This is a genomic window from Burkholderia sp. SR8 (assembly GCF_052851275.1).
Genome location: NZ_JAULUC010000009.1, coordinates 202,648 through 221,507, shown reverse-complemented (window position 1 = coordinate 221,507; position 18,860 = coordinate 202,648). Strand labels below are relative to the sequence as shown.

At 64.2% G+C, this 18,860-nt stretch carries 16 protein-coding genes and 1 pseudogene; 10 read left to right on the top strand and 7 right to left on the bottom strand.

Annotated features, from left to right (window positions below):
* Nucleotides 1–362: 362 nt before the first annotated feature.
* Both Q3A80_RS14710 and mreB read right to left on the bottom strand, forming a co-directional pair.
* Complete coding sequence (locus Q3A80_RS14710) at nucleotides 363–1,022, bottom strand: YdcF family protein (protein ID WP_446329692.1); 660 nt, start codon at nucleotides 1,020–1,022, stop codon at nucleotides 363–365.
* Between the two features lie 201 nt (nucleotides 1,023–1,223).
* A complete protein-coding gene (gene mreB, locus Q3A80_RS14705) occupies nucleotides 1,224–2,258 on the bottom strand; it encodes a rod shape-determining protein MreB (RefSeq protein ID WP_446329691.1) in 1,035 nt (344 codons plus the stop codon).
* A gap of 269 nt (nucleotides 2,259–2,527) precedes the next feature.
* Here mreB and Q3A80_RS14700 point away from each other — a divergent pair, with 269 nt between their 5' ends.
* The gene (locus Q3A80_RS14700) at nucleotides 2,528–4,969 is read left to right on the top strand and encodes a patatin-like phospholipase family protein (protein ID WP_446329690.1); all 2,442 of its coding nucleotides are present in this window, start codon (nucleotides 2,528–2,530) and stop codon (nucleotides 4,967–4,969) included.
* A 6-nt stretch (nucleotides 4,970–4,975) separates the two neighbouring features.
* Here the strand turns inward: Q3A80_RS14700 and Q3A80_RS14695 are convergent, their stop codons facing one another.
* Together Q3A80_RS14695 and Q3A80_RS14690 are read right to left on the bottom strand one after the other, a co-directional pair.
* The gene (locus Q3A80_RS14695) at nucleotides 4,976–6,106 is read right to left on the bottom strand and encodes an ATP-binding protein (protein ID WP_446329689.1); all 1,131 of its coding nucleotides are present in this window, start codon (nucleotides 6,104–6,106) and stop codon (nucleotides 4,976–4,978) included.
* Between the two features lie 64 nt (nucleotides 6,107–6,170).
* Complete coding sequence (locus Q3A80_RS14690; RefSeq protein WP_446329688.1) at nucleotides 6,171–6,881, bottom strand: response regulator; 711 nt, start codon at nucleotides 6,879–6,881, stop codon at nucleotides 6,171–6,173.
* Between the two features lie 221 nt (nucleotides 6,882–7,102).
* Here Q3A80_RS14690 and Q3A80_RS14685 point away from each other — a divergent pair, with 221 nt between their 5' ends.
* The gene (locus Q3A80_RS14685) at nucleotides 7,103–8,017 is read left to right on the top strand and encodes a glutaminase (RefSeq protein ID WP_446329687.1); all 915 of its coding nucleotides are present in this window, start codon (nucleotides 7,103–7,105) and stop codon (nucleotides 8,015–8,017) included.
* Between the two features lie 46 nt (nucleotides 8,018–8,063).
* The gene (locus tag Q3A80_RS14680) at nucleotides 8,064–8,699 is read left to right on the top strand and encodes an isochorismatase family cysteine hydrolase (protein ID WP_446329686.1); all 636 of its coding nucleotides are present in this window, start codon (nucleotides 8,064–8,066) and stop codon (nucleotides 8,697–8,699) included.
* Nucleotides 8,700–8,789: 90 nt separating this feature from the next.
* On the opposite strand, the gene Q3A80_RS14675 is transcribed toward Q3A80_RS14680, so the two are convergent.
* The 3 genes and pseudogenes from Q3A80_RS14675 to Q3A80_RS14665 form a co-directional block, all read right to left on the bottom strand.
* The gene (locus Q3A80_RS14675) at nucleotides 8,790–9,527 is read right to left on the bottom strand and encodes a ribonuclease T2 (protein ID WP_446329685.1); all 738 of its coding nucleotides are present in this window, start codon (nucleotides 9,525–9,527) and stop codon (nucleotides 8,790–8,792) included.
* Nucleotides 9,528–9,692: 165 nt separating this feature from the next.
* Complete coding sequence (locus Q3A80_RS14670; protein ID WP_446329724.1) at nucleotides 9,693–10,265, bottom strand: hypothetical protein; 573 nt, start codon at nucleotides 10,263–10,265, stop codon at nucleotides 9,693–9,695.
* Nucleotides 10,266–10,360: 95 nt separating this feature from the next.
* Nucleotides 10,361–10,669 (bottom strand): annotated as a pseudogene (locus tag Q3A80_RS14665) (DUF308 domain-containing protein); the annotation flags it as partial.
* A 129-nt stretch (nucleotides 10,670–10,798) separates the two neighbouring features.
* Here Q3A80_RS14665 and Q3A80_RS14660 point away from each other — a divergent pair.
* The 7 genes from Q3A80_RS14660 (at nucleotide 10,799) to Q3A80_RS14630 (ending at nucleotide 18,852) form a co-directional block, all read left to right on the top strand.
* Entirely contained in the window at nucleotides 10,799–11,395 is a 597-nt protein-coding gene (locus Q3A80_RS14660) for a hypothetical protein (RefSeq protein ID WP_446329684.1), read from the top strand.
* Nucleotides 11,396–11,466: 71 nt separating this feature from the next.
* Complete coding sequence (locus Q3A80_RS14655; protein ID WP_446329683.1) at nucleotides 11,467–12,024, top strand: helix-turn-helix domain-containing protein; 558 nt, start codon at nucleotides 11,467–11,469, stop codon at nucleotides 12,022–12,024.
* A 98-nt stretch (nucleotides 12,025–12,122) separates the two neighbouring features.
* Complete coding sequence (locus Q3A80_RS14650) at nucleotides 12,123–12,704, top strand: HD domain-containing protein (RefSeq protein WP_446329682.1); 582 nt, start codon at nucleotides 12,123–12,125, stop codon at nucleotides 12,702–12,704.
* 1,052 nt (nucleotides 12,705–13,756) lie between these two features.
* Nucleotides 13,757–14,506 (top strand): DUF3658 domain-containing protein, encoded by a 750-nt coding sequence (locus Q3A80_RS14645; RefSeq protein ID WP_446329681.1) that lies wholly within the window; start codon nucleotides 13,757–13,759, stop codon nucleotides 14,504–14,506.
* Nucleotides 14,507–14,544: 38 nt separating this feature from the next.
* Complete coding sequence (locus Q3A80_RS14640; protein WP_446329680.1) at nucleotides 14,545–15,270, top strand: DsbC family protein; 726 nt, start codon at nucleotides 14,545–14,547, stop codon at nucleotides 15,268–15,270.
* Nucleotides 15,271–15,643: 373 nt separating this feature from the next.
* Nucleotides 15,644–16,813 carry a macrolide transporter subunit MacA gene (macA, locus tag Q3A80_RS14635; RefSeq protein ID WP_446329679.1) on the top strand — a complete coding sequence of 390 codons (1,170 nt, stop codon included), beginning with the start codon at nucleotides 15,644–15,646 and terminating at the stop codon, nucleotides 16,811–16,813.
* Nucleotides 16,814–16,815: 2 nt separating this feature from the next.
* Nucleotides 16,816–18,852, top strand: coding sequence for a MacB family efflux pump subunit (locus tag Q3A80_RS14630; RefSeq protein ID WP_446329678.1), 2,037 nt, complete (start codon nucleotides 16,816–16,818; stop codon nucleotides 18,850–18,852).
* Nucleotides 18,853–18,860: the final 8 nt, after the last annotated feature.

Below are 18,860 nucleotides of genomic sequence, written 5' to 3'. Positions count from 1 at the left end.
CGACGGCAATTTCGCGTGGTATCGACCGAATTGATGACGCCGTACAGCGGGCACAAGCGCCAAATGTCGCGGCCGGTTCTTGTGAGGCGATATAGACGGGACGGTAACAACGGTGGGATGGATAATATCGATCCGCTTTGACCACGGCACACTGTTAGTAAAATTTTTGCGTGCCGACAAATCACGTCGAATGGGCGTGCGGAGGCCCAAACGCGGGATGATGTTAATCGCGCGGCGATTACGGTACCGATTCCATTAATCGGATACCGCGCGATTCGACGCGAAACAGCGAACGGTTCCGCAACGGGAAACGGCTGTCAGGAAGAAAATCCGAAACCGTCCGCTGCAAATGCTGCACCGCGTTACGAAAACAGGCTCATCAGATAGAGCATCGGCCGGAACGATATCGGCTGCGCATCGGGATTCAGCCACAGACGCACCGCATAAATCCCCAACGCCGGCACTTCCCGCCAGCTCGAATAGATATCGCGCAACTGGAAGCGGCGCGGATACGCGGCAAAGATGTTCGCCGGCTCGATGCCGACGCGCTCGAACGCGAGGCGCGCCCGCGCGAGGTGGTAATACTGGCTGACGATCAGCACGCGCGACATCCGGTGCGCCTGCATGTAAGCGCGCGTGTGCTGCGCGGTCGCGAGCGTGTTGTCGCCCTGGTCGTCGACGGCGATCCGCTCGGCCGGCACCCCGCGCGCGACCAGATAGTCGCGCATCGCGGTTGCCTCGTTCAGCCCGGGGCCGTCGATCGCACCGCTGACGAGGAACGCCGGACACTGCCCGGCCCGATGGCAGCGCACGGCGACGTCGAGCCGCGCGGCAAGCACGGGTTTCGGCGCGCCGTTTTCATCCAGCGCATTGCCGAAGATCACCGCGACATCGACGGGTTCACTCCGCATCCGCATCCCGCAACCGGCGATCGCGACGGCCGCAGCGATCCACAAAAGGGCGATAACCGCCAGCGCGCGGCCGATCCGCGCCGCACCGCGGCGCTTGAGACGTTGGTTCAATGTTGTTCAACTCCTGGAAGAAGTACGCCATCTGCCATCTGCATGGACGGTCATGCTGGCATCGTGTACCGGGCGTGTCCAGGTGTCGGCCGCACCACGCGGCGCAGGCCGGTCGCGGTCAGGCGTGCCGACGTTCGCGGCAGCGGATGGCCGGCATTTGAAAGACCTTCAACGAAGGTCGCGCGGCATGCTCGCCCACCGTCAATCCGCCGAACACATCGCGAGCCGCCCCATCGCCTCGCCGGCGCCGCGCACCGCGCAGGTGGCCGGCTCGTCGGCGATGCGCGCGATCAACCCGGTTTCGTCGCGCAGCAGCCGTTCGAGGTCCGCGAGCAGCGCGCCGCCGCCCGTCAGCACCACGCCGCGATGGGCGATGTCGGTCACGAGTTCCGCCGGCGCGTTTTCCAGCACGGACTTCACCGCGCCGATCACCTGCTTCAGCGGCGCGGCGAGCGCGTCCGCGACGTCGTGGTTCGACAGTTCGATCGAGCGCGGCAGGCCGTCGCCGACGCCGCGCCCGATCGCGCGCGTCGACGTGCGCGGCACGGCGCTGGTGGCCGAGCCGATCGTCTTCTTCACGCGTTCGGCCGTCTGTTCGCCGAGCAGCACGCCGTACAGGTTGCGCACGTGATTGACGATGGCCGCGTCGAACTGGTTGCCGCCGACGCGGATCGCCTCCCGGTACACGATGCCGCCGAGCGCGATCACCGCCACTTCCGTCGTCCCGCCGCCGATATCGATCACCATCGAGCCGACCGGCTCGGTCACCGGCAGGCCCGCGCCGAGCCCGGCGGCCAGCGCCTCCTCGATCAGTTCGACGTCCGATACACCGGCCGCGAACGCGGCGTCGCGGAGCGCGCGGCGCTCGACCGCCGTCGCGTCCGACGGCACGCACAGCGTGACCTCGACGCGGCGGCTGAAGCGCGAGCGCGTGCGCGACATGTCGATGAAGCGGCGGATCATCTGCTCGGCAGCGTGCGCATCGGCGATCACGCCGTGCCGCATCGGCCGCACGGCCTCGAGATGCCCCGGTTCGCGGCCGAGCAGCGCCTTCGCGCGTTCGCCGACCGCCTCGAGCGTCGGCCGCGCATCGGACGCGCCGGCCTTGCGGAAGCAGACGACCGACGGCTCGTTCAGCACCACGCCACGCTCGTGCGTGTAAATCTGTGTACTCGCCGTCCCGGGATCGATTGCAACGGGTTGCGCAAACAACTTTCCGAACAGCGGTGTCGACATATCAAGCCTTTTTTGACAAACGAGCCGAAACGGCCAGGCCGCATCCCCGAGGCGCGCCTTCGCCGCCCCATCAAGGGCTTAGCGGCAAATCGTTCCGATACTTTAGGCAATTCTGATGATTTTTTCGCGACGAAATTGCCGAAAACCCGTTTTCGCCGGTACGCAGCCCCGCATCGGCCGCTCGCGTTGCGCTTGTAAAACACGGTAATCTCTCGGTCTTGCCTGCTCCCGGCAGGCGTCCGATGCCCGATCACGCCAGGTATTCCACCATGACAGCGCCCGCTTCTCTCCGCTGGCTCGGGGTGCGCCAGCTCGGCGCAACGCTCGTTGCGCTCTGGTGCTGCACCGTCGCCGCGCAGCCCTTGCCGGCCGCCGACACCGCCACCCGCACCGCGACGGCAGCCGTTGCCGCCGCGACGGCTGCGACCGCCGCCGACACTGCGCCCGCCCCGGCTGCCGCCGTGCCCGCGTCCGCCGCACCGACGTGCATCGCCGACGGCGGCCCGTCGGGCCGGCCGTCGATCGGCCTCGTGCTGTCGGGCGGCGGCGCCCGCGGATACGCCCATCTCGGTGTGCTGAAGGTGCTCGAGGAGAACCGCATCCCGATCGACTGCATCGCGGGCACGAGCATGGGCGCCGTGGTCGGCGGCCTGTACGCGAGCGGGATGGCCGCCGACGAGATGCAAAAGCGGCTGTCCGAAGTGAACCTGGCCGACATCGCGTTCGACGTGACCGACCGCGCGGACCTGCCGCAAAGCAGCCGCGAGGACGAGCGCTCGTATATCAACGGCCTGACGCTCGGCTTCGGCAAGAAAGGCGTGAAGGCGCCGGTCGGGCTCGTGCAGGGCAACCGGCTGCAGGCGCTGCTCGCGAACTGGACGGCCGCCGTGCCGACCAACCAGCCGTTCGACCAGCTGCCGATCCCGTATCGCGCAGTCGCGACCGACCTGCAGACCGGCCAGATGGTCGTGCTGGACCACGGCTCGCTGCCGCTCGCGATCCGCGCGAGCATGGCGATGCCCGGCCTGTTCGCGCCGGCCGAGATCAACGGCCGCGCGCTCGTCGACGGCGGGCTCGTCAGCAACCTGCCCGTCGACACCGCCCGGCAGATGGGCGCGAAGGTCGTGATCGCCGTCGACATCGGCTCGCCGCTGCGTCCGCTCGACGCGCTCGCGTCGCCGGCCGACGTGATGCAGCAGATGGTCGGCATCCTGATCCGCCAGAACGTGACGTCGCAGCGCAAGCAGCTCGCCGCGCAGGACGTGCTGCTCACGCCCGACCTCGGCTCGCTCGCGTTCACCGATTTCCAGAATGCGAAGCAGGCAATCGCCGCCGGCGCGGCCGCCGCGACCGCGGCGCTGCCGCGCCTTCGGCACTTCGCGCTGACGCCGGAACAGTACGCGGCCTACCGGTCCGCGCATGCGCAGCCGCTGCCGCCGCCGATCCGCATCACGCGGATCGAGATCAAGACGACCGGCGGCGTGCCGAAGCGCGTCGTCCACAACGCGCTGCACGTGAAGCCCGGCGACATCTACGATCCGGCGACCGTCAGCCAGGATCTGCTCGCACTGACGACCGGCGGCAATTTCGAAAGCGTGACGCAGCAGATCGTCAGCCACGGCGACGACAACGTGCTCGAGATCGACGCGCGGGAAAAATACTGGGGGCCGAATTTCCTGCTGTTCGGCGTCGGGATGTCGAGCAGCTCGACCGACGAAGGCGGTTTCCGCCTGCACGTCGGCTACCGGCGGCCGTGGCTGACCGAGTCGGGGCTCGAGTTCCGCGCGGATACGACGATCGGCAGCGACCTGCAGTCGGCGCGCGTCGAATTGCGTCAGCCCTTCGCGTCGATTTACGGTTTCTACATCGCGCCGTACGCCGAATATCAGCGCCGCTACGCGAACCTGTACGACAACAGCGGCGACGTGAAGCTGAACCAGTACCTGATGCAGACGGCGCGCGCGGGGCTCGACTTCGGCTTGCCGATCGGGCGCCTCGGCGACTTCCGGATCGGCATCGGCTACGCGACCGGGCACGGCTCGCCGAACTACAACCTGCCGTTCTCGTCCGACGACGGCAGCAGCTCGACGCTGCTGTGGCCGAGCTTCACGTCGCAGGCGCTGACGGCGCGTGCGCGGCTCGTCATCGACCAGCTCGACGATCCGATGTTCCCGCGGCGCGGCTACTACACCGAGTTCCGCGTCGAACGCTCGCTGCTGTCGCACAACAGCCAGTCGGCGCAGCAATTCGACGAGGCGATCTCCAATACGCCGTTTACCGACATCTACGGCAAGGCGATGATCGCGCAGCAGTTCGGCCGGCACAGCATCAGCGCGACGATCGAAGGCGGCAAGAGCATCGGCGGCACCAACCTGATCAACGCGTTCAACTTCACGCTCGGCGGCTTCCAGCACCTGGCCGCGTATGCGGCCGACCAGCTGAACGGCAACGAACTCGCGTACGGCAACGTCACGTACATGAACCAGCTGATGACGTTCAACGCGTCGCCGGTCAAGGCGCTGTCGATCGGCGCCAGCGCCGAAGTCGGCAACGTGTGGTCGAGCGGCGAGAAGATCGGCGGCGGCACGCTCAAGCAGAGCTATACGTTCTTCACGAGCCTGTCGACCGCGTTCGGGCCGGTGTACATGGGTGTCGCGCTCGCGCCGGGCGGACGGCGCAACATCTATCTGCAGCTGGGCCGCACGTACTGACGGCACTCAGATCGGCCAGCTGATCTCGAAGCGCGCGCCGCCGAGTTCGACCGGGTCGACGACCGCGATCCGGCCGTTGTGCGCGTGCAGCACCTGGCGCGTGATCGCGAGGCCGAGCCCGTAGCCGCCGGTGCGGCGGTCGAGGCGCACGAATGCGTCGAAGATCCGTTCGCGTTCGCTCTCCGGCACGCCGGGGCCGTCGTCCTCGACGAAGATCGCGATGTTGCCGTGCTCGATCGCGATCCCGACGACGATCTGCGACGCCGCATATTTGCTCGCATTGCGCAGCAGGTTGCGCATCGCGTACGACATCAGCCGCCGGTCCATCTTCACGCGCAGGTCCGACGCGATCGCGATGCGCGACTCGATCGCGCGCTCCGGATACAGCAGCTGCGCGTCGCTGACCTGATGCTCGAACCACGCGACCGGCGCGGTCAGTTCGAGGTTCGACTGCAGCGAGCTGTATTCGAGCCGCGCGTACGTGAGGCTCATGTCGATCAGCTCCTCGAGCTCGGTCACGTCCTGCGCGATGCTCTCCAGCGCGCCATGGTATTCGGCCGCGGAGCCCGGCTCGCGCAGCATCTCGAGCGCGAAGCGCACGCGCGCGAGCGGCGTGCGCAGCTCGTGCGAGATCCCGTTCGTCAGGTCGCGCTGCGCGGCGATCAGCCGCTCCATGCGCATCGCGAGCGCATTCAGCGTGCGCGCGAGCGGGCCGATGATCACGCTGTGCGATTCCCGCGCGCGCGTGTTGAAGCGCCCGCCGGTGAAGTCGATCGCGCGCTCGCGCACCATCACGAGATCCGACCAGACCGGCCGCATCCACCGGTACGCGGCAAGCGCGGGCGCGGTGAACACGAACGCGAGCACGATCCAGATGTCGCCCGGCAGCGCGTCGAACGCATGCCACACGACTTCCGGCGACAACACGACGCACAGCGCGAGCGCCGGCACGAGCGCCGTCAGCAGCACGAGGCCGAGCAGGTGCAGGTAGGTGCGCACGTACAGGCGCGACCAGCTCGGAATGCGGTCGGCGCGCGTATCCGTCCATGCGCGGCGGAAATGCAGCCAGCGCCATTTGACGTAGCGCAGCGTCGACAGCGGCGGTGCATCGGGGTGCGAACGGGTGCGTCGGATCATCGCGGCTTCCGGCTATCGTGCGATGCGGGGCGGCCGCGGCCGGCGGCGCTGCGCCGGCGCGGCATCATTCCCACGCATGCTTGCTGAACTGGTAACCCTTGCTGCGGATCGTCTTGATCCGCTGCGGGTTGCCCGCATCGTCGTGCAGTTTGCGGCGCAGCTTCGAGATGCGCCCGTCGATCGTGCGGTCGAGACCGTCGAACTCGACGCCGCGCAGCTGCAGCATCAGGTCGTCGCGGCTGACGACTTCGCCCGCGTGGCACACCAGCACCCACAGCAGGTCGAACTCGGCCGACGTGAGATCGGGCGAGTCGCCGCCGGGCAGCACGACCGAACGGTCGGTGCGGTCGATCGAGAACTGGCCGAACGTGTAGCGCTCCGGCTGCGGGGCGGCGCCTTCGGCCGATCGCACGGGCGCACGGCGCAGCTGCGCCTTGATCCGCGCAAGCAGGATGCGCGGCTCGACCGGCTTGTGCACGTAGTCGTCCGCGCCGAATTCGAGGCCGAGCAGTTCGTCGAACGGCTCGTCGCGCGCGGTCACCATGATGATCACGCCGTCGTACTGCTTGCGCGCCTCGCGGCAGATCTCGAAGCCGTCCTTGCCCGGCAGGTTCACGTCGAGAATCACGAGGTCCGGGCGCGCGGACAGGATCGCCGGCACGGCGGCGTCGCCGTGCAGCACAGTGTCGACTTCATAGTCGTTCTTGCGCAGGTAGCCGGCAATCAGCGTGGACAGGCGGGTATCGTCTTCGACGAGCAGGATGCGAAAAGACATGGGCAACGGTCGGATCATACGGAGAGACCGGGGCGGCACCGGCTCGCGCCGGCTGCCGGCCATCGGCCGAAACGTACCGCATGATACTGCGCCCGCCGATTGCCTGTTTGCCGATCTCGAAAATAAGGGCGCAATGGCCGTCGCGCTTGACGAACCGGCGCCAAAACGGTTCCATACGGGCTCCCCGGAATCCGGGCCGCGCGCCCGCCCTGCCTCACGTGATGAACTATCAGCCGATCCTCGAACGGATCCACACCGAACTCGCCCCTTGGATCGGCCAGGGGCGCGTTGCCGACTACATCCCCGAACTCGCGAAAGTGCCCGCCGACAAGTTCGGGATGGCCGTCGTGACGCTCGATGGAAACGTTTACACGGTCGGCGATGCGCGCGAGCGATTCTCGATCCAGAGCATCTCGAAGCTGTTCGCGTGCACGCTCGCGTTCCAGCTGCTCGGCGACGCGCTGTGGGAGCGGGTCGGCCGCGAGCCGTCCGGCAACGCGTTCAACTCGCTCGTCCAGCTCGAAAGCGAGCGCGGCAAGCCGCGCAACCCGTTCATCAACGCGGGCGCGCTGGTCGTCACCGACGTGCTGTGCCGCCGGTTCGTCAAGGCGGAGACCGCGCTCGTCGAATTCGTGCGGCGGCTGATCGGCTCGAACGACCTCGACTACGATTCGCGCGTCGCGCTGTCGGAACTGCAGCACGCGGAACGCAACCGCGCGATGGCGCATTTCATGGCGAGCTTCGGCAACATGCAGATGCCGCCCGACGCGGTGGTCGACGCGTATTGCCGCCAGTGCGCGATCGAGATGAACTGTGTCGAGCTCGCGCAGGCGGCGCTCTTTCTCGCGAACGGCGGCGTCGCGCCCGTCACCGGCGAGCGGATCGTCGATGCGAGTTCGGCGAAGCGGCTGTCGGCGCTGATGCTGACCTGCGGCACCTACGATGCGGCCGGCGACTTCGTCTATCGCGTCGGGCTGCCGGCCAAGAGCGGCGTCGGCGGCGGGATCGTTGCGGTGCTGCCGGGAGAGATGGCCGTGTGCGTGTGGGCGCCGGGGCTCGATGCGAACGGGAACTCGCTGGCGGGCACGTTGGCGCTCGAATGGTTGACGACGTATACGGAGCGGTCGATTTTCTGACAACCTCGAAGTGACCACCGAAGTGACTCATGGGAGAGCATCAGTCATGCAACCGGAACACGCTTCAGATTTCGCGACGACTCGCCACGCAAGCGCGGGCAGCCATACGCCCGCGCCGATTCCACCGATCGTGCCGGCGCAAACCGCGCTGATCGTGATGCACTACCAGACCGACATCCTCGGTCTCTTTCCGTCGGTCGCGCCCACCCTGCTCGCCAACACGCGCAAGCTGTGCGATGCGGCGCGCGCCGGCGGTGTCCACGTGTGTTTCGCGAACCTCCGCTTCAGCCCCGGTTATCCCGAAGTCAGCCCGCGCAACAAGAACGGCCAGGGGATCAAGCAGCTCGGGCTGTTCGTCGATGACGGCCTGTGCCCGGAGCTTGGGCGGCTGGACCATGAACCGCTGTTCGCCGCGCATCGCGCGAGCGTGTTCTACCGCACCGACCTGCAGCCGCGGCTCGTCGCACAGGGTATCGATACGCTGATCCTCGTCGGGATTGCATCGACCGGCGTCGTGCTGTCGTCGGTGGCGCACGCCAGCGACGCGGATTTCCGGCTGTTTACGGTGAAGGACTGCTGCTACGACCCGGATCCCGTCGTGCACGAGCATCTGTTCGCGACGGCGTTCGAGACCCGCACGACGGTGCTGTCGCTCGCAGACGCGCTGCGGCTGCTCGCGTAGAGGTTCGCGACGCCGACACAGCGTCACCGGCCGGACGCGTCCCGGCCGGCGCATTCCGTGAATTCGCGCGGGCGACGTCGCGCGTGACCGTTACTTCGACTTCGCGATGAACACGCCCGACGTCGGACACGTCCCCTGCGTATTGCCGTCCGTCACGAGCGACGCCGCGCTCGGAAATTGTGCGGTCGCATTCGTCTTCACCGCGATCCATGCCTCCGTGAAATAGCTGACGCCGTTCGTCTTCGTGCACTTCAGCGACACCGCGCTGCGCGTGTTGCTGCCGAACGCGCCTTCGAACGCGGACAGCAGCTGGTTGCGCGTCACCGTCTTGCCCGCATTCGCCTGCAGGAACGCGTTGAACGACGTGTTGCCGAGCCGGCTGGCCATGCCCGCCGCATCGTTCCAGTACGTGTCCGGCGACGCCGAGTTCGAGCAGGTGCCGTGCTTGAACCATTCGTGCTTGTCGAGACACGACGCAACGCCGGGCATGTACGTCGACAGCGTGCTGCGCGTCGCGGTGCTCACCGGATATGCGTCCATGCTGCACCACTGATGCGCGTTGTCGAGGTCGATGTCGCTTTGCGGCACGCCGCAATAGAACGGCTGGTTGCCGTCACAACGATTCGGCCAGAGGCCGTGCAGCGACAAGCTCGTCGCCGCGTACGTGCCGGCGAGATTCGTACACTCCGGTGTGTCGTGCGACGCGCAGAAGCCGGGCTCCCACGAGGCGGCGAGCAACAGATAGTCGTAGCCGGTCTGCGCGACGGCGTGCAGCGAGGCGGATGCGACGGCGAGTACGGCCGAGGCGCGGGCGAGCGTCTTGAGCATGGCGTTTCCTCGGAAAAGGCTTGCGGTCGCGGGATGCGCCGCAAGATCGTCGAATGTCTGCCCGAGATTGTTGCCGACGCAACGTGGCACGAATATGAAGGCTTGCGAACCATTTCCTGAGGCCCGGCCTGCGCGATCGCGGGACGTCGGCACGACCGCACGCGCTTACGTGCCGAGTTGCGTGCACGCGCGCGTGATCGTCTCCGGGCTTTCGAGCGCGAGGATCTCCCAGACGCCGATGCTCACGCGCTGGCGCGCGGCCGTCGACGAGTCGGCGAGCAGTGCCTCGACACGCGGCGCCGCATCCGGCGCCTTCTGCTTCAGCGCCGCGTGATGCCGCGCGCGCGACGCGGGTTCGGCCTCGTATACGTCGCACAGCCGCACCATGCCGGCGAGCCCGGCCAGGTCGTCGTCGTTGTCGATCGTGCCGGGTTCGACGGGTGCGAGCCCCTTGCGCTCCGCCGCCGGCAGCTTGGCGCGTGCGGCTTCGTCGATCGTGACGGCGGACGACGGCGGCAGGCCGCCGATCGCCGCGACGATCCGGCTGCCCGCAGCGATCATGTCGCCCTGGCATTCGATTTTCTCGTCGGCGGGCACGTTCGCGCAAAACGACACCGACGTCCGGTAGACGTCGTTGCTCATGCGCGGCACCTCGTCGACGCTCGCCTGCGCGAGGCCGGCGCCCGCCAGCGCCAGGGAAACGGGAATCAGCAGGCGGAATGCGCTCGTGGGTTTCATGGTCATGCGTCAAGCTGGTTCTGATGGCGGGTCACGGCCGGCTCGGCCGGCGGCGCACCCCGTGTCGCGCCGGGCCCTCGTCCGGCGCCACGTGATTATTTCACCGACGCGGCTTCCGATCCACCGGCCGCCAGCGCCGCGCTGTCCTGCTCGCGCCACGCACGGCGCGACGCCATGATCGCGCGCACGGCCGAGCGCGCGACCTTCCACCACGCGAACGGCCGCGGATCGGCCAGCATGCTGAGCGCGCGCGCATAGTCGAGGGTGAGCCCGGGCGTCCACGCCATCGTCACCGCGCGCTTGCGGATCTGCGCGGCGACCCACAGCTCCGGGGTGAGCAGCAGCCGCACGAACGCGCCCCACCCGGCCCGTTCGCCCTTGAGCCGCCACACCGCGCCGTCAACCCGTTCGACAACATGTGCCGGATACGCGAGAATCCCCGCCTCCGAGGGCGAAAGCCATTCCATACCGCAAAGACGGGGCAACAAGAAATGCGTATATCGATCACTCGCCGGCGTCTGCTGGCCATCGGCATGGCTGCGGCCAGCGTCCCGCTGTCCGGCTGTCTCACGCCGAAACTGTACAAGGACAGCGCGTACCGCGAACGAGTATCCGAATTCCTCATCACCGAGGACGGCAAGAAACTCGTCGTCATGGGCACGAATTACCACTACATCTTCGATCTGCCGGACTCGCTGCGCCCCGTGCTGCTGTCAGGCTACCGGAAGTCGTTCCGCAGTGCGTTCACCGGCTTTCATGCAAGCGGCAGCAACGTGACCGGCCACTACCAGATCCTGTTACTGAAAGACGCATCGGCAGACGATCAACAGGCCGCAACCGCCGATGGTTTCACGGCTGCGCAGGCCGGCCTCGTGCTCGAAGGCGAGATTGCCGGCAAACGTTATTCGGCCGAGGGCTTCGCCGGCAACGATAGTGCGGCAAGACAGACCTTCAACGAGCGTTACTCGGTCTACATCGAGGAATCGCCGTCCGCTGTCGGCATGGGCATGCGGATCCTCGCGACACCGGTGACGGTCGCCGCCGACGGTGTGCTCGCACTAGGCGGCGTCGTGCTCGCGCCATTCGTGCTCATCGCGATCCAGGCGAGCGGCGGCCTGCGGATCATGTAACGACAGCTGCCGTCGTGACAATCGCTCACAATGTATGCGCTCGCCCGACGACCGCAAACCGGAGCATCGACATGACGATCTCGCCGCTTCATACCCCGCCGCTCGGCCCGCAACTGAAGCGCTGGCGCATGCTGCATCGCATGAAGCAGAGCCACGCGGCCGAGCTGTTCGGCGTGACGCAGTCGACGATCTCGCGCTGGGAGGCCGGCATCCTGACAATGTCGCCCGGCGAGCGCGCGACCGCCGAGCGGCTGCTTGCCGCGCGACTCGATTCGGCCGGCGACCACGCGCTCGCCCGGCTGATCGCGAGCAGCACCGCGCGCATGCACCTCGTATGCGATCTCACGCACCGTCTGCTCGCGTGCTCGCCGTCGCGCGCGGCCGAGTTCTCGCGGCCGCTGCCGGCGCTCGTCGGCACGTCGCTGTGGCGCTATGCGTCGCCGGAGATCGCCCGCATGGAAGCCGCGCTCGACACGCTCGGCTGGCACGATCGCGCAGGGCCACCGAGCGTCGAATTCGCGACCGGCACCAATACGTCGCGCGTCGTACCGATTCGCGGCAGCACGTGCCGATGGACGCGAATGATGCTGTCGGACGGCTCGGCCGCGCGGCTCGTCGAAACGCTGTAACGCGCCCGCCGGTCGCCGCGGTACGCATATTTCATGCGTGGACGCAGTACGTGCGTACGGCGTACGCTTGGCGGCTCCATTCAAGCATTGCGCAGCCCATGAATCTCGACACGATCCACGCGCGGCTCGATTTCCTGCGCGAAGCCGAACGCCTGAAAGACGTGCTGCGCAGCGGCCATACGTCGCGCGGGCGCGCCGAAAGCACGGCCGAGCACAGCTGGCGGCTGTGTCTGATGGCGCTCGTGTTCGCCGACGCGCTGCCCGACGTCGACACGACGAAGCTGCTGAAGCTGTGCATCGTGCACGATCTCGGCGAAGCGCTGCACGGCGACATCCCGGCGATCGAGCAGGCCGCGCATCCGCACAAGAGCACGCACGAACGCGACGACCTGCTGACGCTGACGGCCGGTCTCGATCGCGCGCTGCGCAACGAGATCGTCGCACTGTGGGATGAATACGAAGCCGCCGGATCGCCGGAGGCGCGCGCTGCGAAGGCGCTCGACAAGCTGGAGACGATCCTGCAGCACAGTCAGGGCAGCAATCCGCCCGACTTCGACTACGCGTTCAATCTCGGCTACGGCCGGCGCTATACCGACGCGGCGCCGCTGTTCCGCGCGATCCGCGCGATCGTCGACGCGGACACACGACGCAGGATCGATGCACACGGCGACGGCGTGTAAGTTCGCGGAATCTAGCAAATGGCACTGCGCGACGGTAGCAATCCCCGGACGACGTTCGCAACTGCCCCCGCCGATTTGGTACATCTCTAGCCGCAACGCGGCGCGAGAAATCCTGCGCATCGAAACTATGTGTGATCGATACGACCTCGGGTCGAGTTCAGCATAGGCGCGAATGCACAGCTCGTCGTGCAAATTCCCCTCAACATGCGCGTCCCAGCGCGAGTATCGCCCGTTCGACACATTCGCTGTCACCAATCAACTCTCCCGCCGCCTTCGCCATAGCTGACTCGACCTTCAGGCATCGTCGTCAATGGCGCCGTGCATTCGCAGCCGAACTCGCTCAAAAGCTTCGACCTCGCCGCTTCCAATCAAGCAGTTGCCCCAGTCCCGTCGCTCAAAAGGTGCAATAAAATACATTCACCCCAATAAAATTTAACAATGTTTGCAATATAACACTCTGCAACAATCCCATTTTCTCAAAAAAGATAACGCTTGAAAATTATCCAAATGAAAAACTAATCTATCAACACAGGAATCCTAAATTGAAGACGACACACAAAAAATTCATTCACTTCATTTCGAAGGAACATTACCTTCCCTCAACCAGCAACAAAGGAGGTTTCGGTGTATTCCAAGCAAAGCTTCTTCACAAGAAAAGGCATCCGTTCTGCCGCAGTTACCTTCAGCGTAGTCATTTCCATGCTGCAACCTGGCATCGCCGCCGCAGAAGGGCTTGCCAACAAAATTCTCGAGGGCCCGAACAATTCGAATCAACGCGCATTTACAAGCTGCTCTGTCTTTTACACAATGTGTATCCAACGGTATGGCAGCAGGCCCGGTGGAAATGCTGGCATGACGCGATGCGGAGATTGCCTGAACAACTGCAATCGTTCGAACGGGTGGTGGCCGATGGTAAGCGGATGCGCCGTATAATAACAATGATGTATTTCGTCGCGAGCGAACGACGGTATCGTCAAGGGTGGTGATTATAGGTCGACCAGCGTTGGCGCGCGACGAATCTACAATATCTCAGTAATATTTGAGGAATTCCGATGACCCCCAATAAAGATCATCACAACATAATCCACGCAACATTCTCGACCACCTCCTTCAACATCATTTCACTAGAAATTTCAAACAAAAATTTAACGGGATCATGCGTCCTTATCGGTGGAAATTGGCATTTCGGTCCACTCAAGAATCGCAACGCCAGCACGCTTTCGGCATGGTTTCTCGAGCACCTCGGTTATATTCCAGAAAATCTATCAATCGAAACCCAAACAATCGACAAAGACGTAGAAATTTTCGCGTGGATGAATTTTCTATCATCTGAGGAACATGCGAATTTTAGACATTGGGTGACGTCACAAAGAATGTCAGAATTCTTCTTGATTCAGCTTCCCGAAAACGCGATCAACTCCGCCGCCGGGCCTCACAGTTTTACGAGACTCCTCAATGATGCCGTAGAAAATAACACAAGCAACATTAAAACCTATACCCACGAATGGGATACCTTGGTCGACGAAAATTCAGATTTTAGATTGATCGACAGCACTGGAAAAATTCGGTCGATCCCATCGTCGCACTTCGACAAATACATCATCGACTCCATAAGCAGGGAATGGGAACCCTCGCCGATGGTGGTATGGCGCATCATGGAAAAACTTGACTCTGAGAAGCAAGCATCCCCAGGTGACATATTTTTTTATCACCGACTCGAAAAATTTTTCGCGGGCGGTGCAATAGAAAAACAAGCGGACATCAGCGTCGCACAGACCCTGATACGAGCAACCACCTCATAACTCCTCGGCATGCCTTCAGATCACAAATTTCACGCACCATGTCAAATTATTTGAAACCATATGCTACACCACTCCTGGCGATCGCCCTTGCCACAGTGCACTCCGATGTTGCTTCCGCTCAGGAGGAGCTGTTTTTGAAGCGGGCCTTACAAGTCAAAATTCCAGAGCTAAAAATTGAGACCGTCTCCCCATCCGGAATCGAAGGATTATACGAAATAGTCGCAGACTCACGAATTTTCTACAGCAACCCATCCGGATCCCGCATCATTATCGGAAATATGCTTGATACCGTCAGCCAGGAAAATCTAACCGAAACTCGATTCAACAAAATCAACAGTATAGGCATAAATGAGCTTCCATTTCAGCACTCGATAAAGATAAAAAATGGAACCGGCACGCGAGTACTTGCAACATTTTTCGATCCAAACTGCTCGTTTTGCAAAAAGATGAGTCCGGAATTAGACAAAATCCCAAATTCCACCATATATATTTTCCTGTACCCCATCCTTTCTGCCGACTCGGTCAGAAAGTCTGGAATGATTCTTTGCGCCGATAACCGATCCCTGGCATGGAAGCAATGGGTTCAGCGCGGGAAAATCACTCCCCCTCGCAGAGCTTGCCCGCCGGCCGTCACAAACGAACTCCTTTCGCTGGGAAAGAAACTCAACATCAAGGGAACACCAACCACATTCCTGCCTTCTGGCGAAAGAGTCGCGGGATTTATTTCAGGAAGAGATCTGACCGACAAGATTGATCGAAAATAGCCACGTCGACCGTCCAACCTCGCCTGCCACTAGCGGCGCCGGAAACGTTTCTTTGTCGCTCCCGCTCCCTGCAGGGGGAAATCACACAGCCGTTGTCGTCGCGCTCACGCTTGGGTCTGCCCATTTCACACATTGCAACAATGACAATGCTCAGAATCCGTTCAGGCGCCACCACCGGCACAATTCAGCATAATTCCGACACAAATTCACCAAATTGCCGCGATTGCCATAGCCGACCGACTTGAATCGTCACCGCCGCGCGATACCCACCAGTTTCCGACATCGATCAAACTGCACGCCGTACCACGCTAGCCGGATCATCCCGGTTGAGCCTTCACGCAGCCGACGCCAGTCTCATCATCGCCGCATTCTCATGAATCAGAAAATCCGCAACAGACTCATCGTGCTGGCTATCAGTGTCGTCGTCCCCACTGTCATAGCGCTAACGATATTCGCGCCAAACAAGCGTCCGCAGTACCTGACAGCTTACGTCACGCGCAGCGATCTCGAAAACGCGGTGCTCGCGACCGGCGTACTGCAGGCGTTCAGGCAGGTCGACGTCGGTGCGCAGGTGTCCGGGCAGTTGAAATCGCTGAAGGCAAAGCTCGGTGACAAGGTCACGAAGGGCCAATGGCTCGCCGAAATCGATCCGGTGATTTCCGAGAATGCACTGCGTCAGGCGGCCGCGAGCGAGGAAAGCCTGCGCGCGCAGTATGAATCGACCGCCGTGCAGTACAAGCAGGCCGAGCTCGCGTTCCGTCGCCAACAGGCAATGCTTCCCGACGATGCGACGTCGCGCGAAGCCTTCGAAACCGCACGCGCGGCGCGCGACGTGCAGCGAGCGACGCTCGCGTCGCTCGCTGCACAGATCCGCTCGGCGCGCATCGAGATCGAGACCGCGCAGGCCAACGTCGGCTATACGCGCATCGTCGCGCCGATCGACGGCGAGGTTGTCGCGATCGTCACCCAGGAAGGCCAGACCGTCATCGCGCAACAACAGGCACCGGTCATCCTGAAGCTCGCCGAGCTCGACACGATGACCGTCAAGGCGCAGATATCGGAAGCCGACGTGATCCGCGTGCGAGCCGGGCAGACCGCGTATTTCACGATCCTCGGCGAACCGGATAAGCGTCACTACGGCAAGTTGCGCGCGATCGAACCGGCGCCGCAGAACTACGCCGACACGCAAAGTACTCCAGGCGGCACAAAACCGAACAGCGCCGTGTTCTACAACGCACTGTTCGACGTGCCGAATCCCGAGCATCGATTGCGCATTTCGATGACCGCGCAGGTCAGCATCGTGCTCGACGACGCGCGCAACGTGCTCAGCGTGCCGGCCGCTGCACTCGGTGAGAAACACAAGGACGGTACCTATGCGGTCCGCGTGCTGCGCGCCGACGGCAGCACCGAAACGCGCGCGGTACGCACCGGCATCAACAACAACGTGCGCGTCGAGGTGCTCGTGGGCCTGAAGGACGGCGAGCGCGTCGTGATCGGCGAAGCCGCCGCGGACGAGCACGCACCGCTCGCGGACGTGGTGTGACGATGAGCGCGCCCCTGCTGAAATTCGCCGACGTCACGCGTCGCTTCCCGGCCGGCGACAAGGACGTCGTCGTATTGAACCACGTGAACCTGTCAATCGACGCGGGCGAAATCGTCGCGATCGTCGGCGCGTCGGGTTCCGGCAAATCGACGCTGATGAACATCCTCGGCTGCCTCGACCATCCGAGCGAAGGCACCTACATGGTCGGCGGCCGCGATACGCACATGCTCGACGGCGATGAACTCGCGCAGTTGCGCCGCGAGCATTTCGGCTTCGTGTTCCAGCGCTATCATCTGCTGCCTCATCTCGACGCGGTCGCGAACCTCGAGATGCCGGCGATCTATGCTGGTATCGTGCGAACCGAACGGCACACGCGCGCGCGCGAACTGCTCGCGAGCCTCGGACTTGCCGATCGCGCGCATCATCGGCCCGGCCAGCTGTCGGGCGGTCAGCAGCAGCGCGTCAGCATTGCACGCGCGCTGATGAACGGCGCCCAGGTGATCCTCGCCGACGAACCGACGGGCGCGCTCGACACCCAAAGTGGCCGGGACGTGCTACGTATCCTGCACGAGTTGAACGCACTCGGCCATACGATCGTCATCGTCACGCACGACGAGGCGGTCGCGCGTCATGCGCAGCGCATCATCGAAATCAGCGACGGCGAGATCGTCGCCGACCGGCCGAATCGCCATTACGCGAAAGCGCTCGCCGAAGCCGGCCTCGGCATGGCATCGGCACCGCAGAACGCCGCATCCGACACTGTGTCGACGCACGGCTACACGTCCGACGACACAACGCCGCCTGCCGCAATCGACCCGCGCGCGCGGCGCTTCGCCGCCAGCACCGGCCGCTTCGCCGAAGCCTGCCGGATGGCCTGGATCGCGCTCGTGTCGCACCGGTTGCGCACGCTGCTGACGATGCTCGGCATCATCATCGGCATCACGTCGGTCGTGTCTATCATCGCGATTGGCGAAGGCGCGAAGCGCTACATGCTCGACGAGATCGGCAGCATCGGCACGAACACGATCAACCTTTATCCGGGCACCGACTGGGGCGATAGCCGCGCCGATTCAATCCAGACGCTCGTGCCTGCCGATGTCGCCGCGCTCGCCGAGCAGCCGTACGTCGACAGCGCGACACCCGAAACATCGCGCACGCTGCTGCTGCGCTATCGCAACGTCGACGTGAACGCGCTCGTGAGCGGCGTCGGCGACCGCTTCTTCCAGGCACGCGGGATGCATCTCGCGCTCGGCATCGCGTTCGACGACGATGCGGTGCGCCGCCAGGCGCAGGTAGCCGTGATCGACCAGAACACGCGCCGCAAGCTGTTCGGCACGACCGGCAATCCGATCGGCGCAGTGATCCTGGTCGACAACGTGCCGTGCGTCGTAATCGGCGTCGCGGCCGACAAGAAGAGCGCGTTCGGCAGCGCGAAGAGCTTGAACGTGTGGGTCCCCTATACGACCGCGAGCGGTCGGGTGTTCGGCCAGCGCCATCTGGACAGCATCACCGTGCGAGTGCGCGACGGGCAGCCGAGCGCCGCCGCCGAGAAAGGCCTCGAGCAACTGATGATCCAGCGTCACGGCCGCAAGGACTTCTTCACGTATAACATGGACAGCGTGGTCAAGACCGTTGAGAAAACTGGCCAGTCGCTGACGCTGCTGCTGTCGCTGATCGCGGTGATCTCGCTCGTCGTCGGGGGAATCGGCGTGATGAACATCATGCTCGTGTCGGTCACCGAGCGCACACGCGAAATCGGCATCCGGATGGCCGTCGGCGCGCGCCAGTCCGACATCCTGCAGCAGTTCCTCGTCGAGGCCGTGCTCGTCTGCCTGCTCGGCGGCACGATCGGGATCGCGCTGTCGTTCGTGCTCGGCGCGGTGTTCTCGATGTTCGTCGAGCAATGGAAGATGGTGTTCTCAGCCGGCGCGATCGTGACCGCTTTCGTCTGCTCGACGCTCACCGGCGTGATCTTCGGTTTCATGCCGGCGCGCAACGCGTCACGGCTCGATCCGATCGACGCGCTCGCGCGCGACTGACGGAAGCC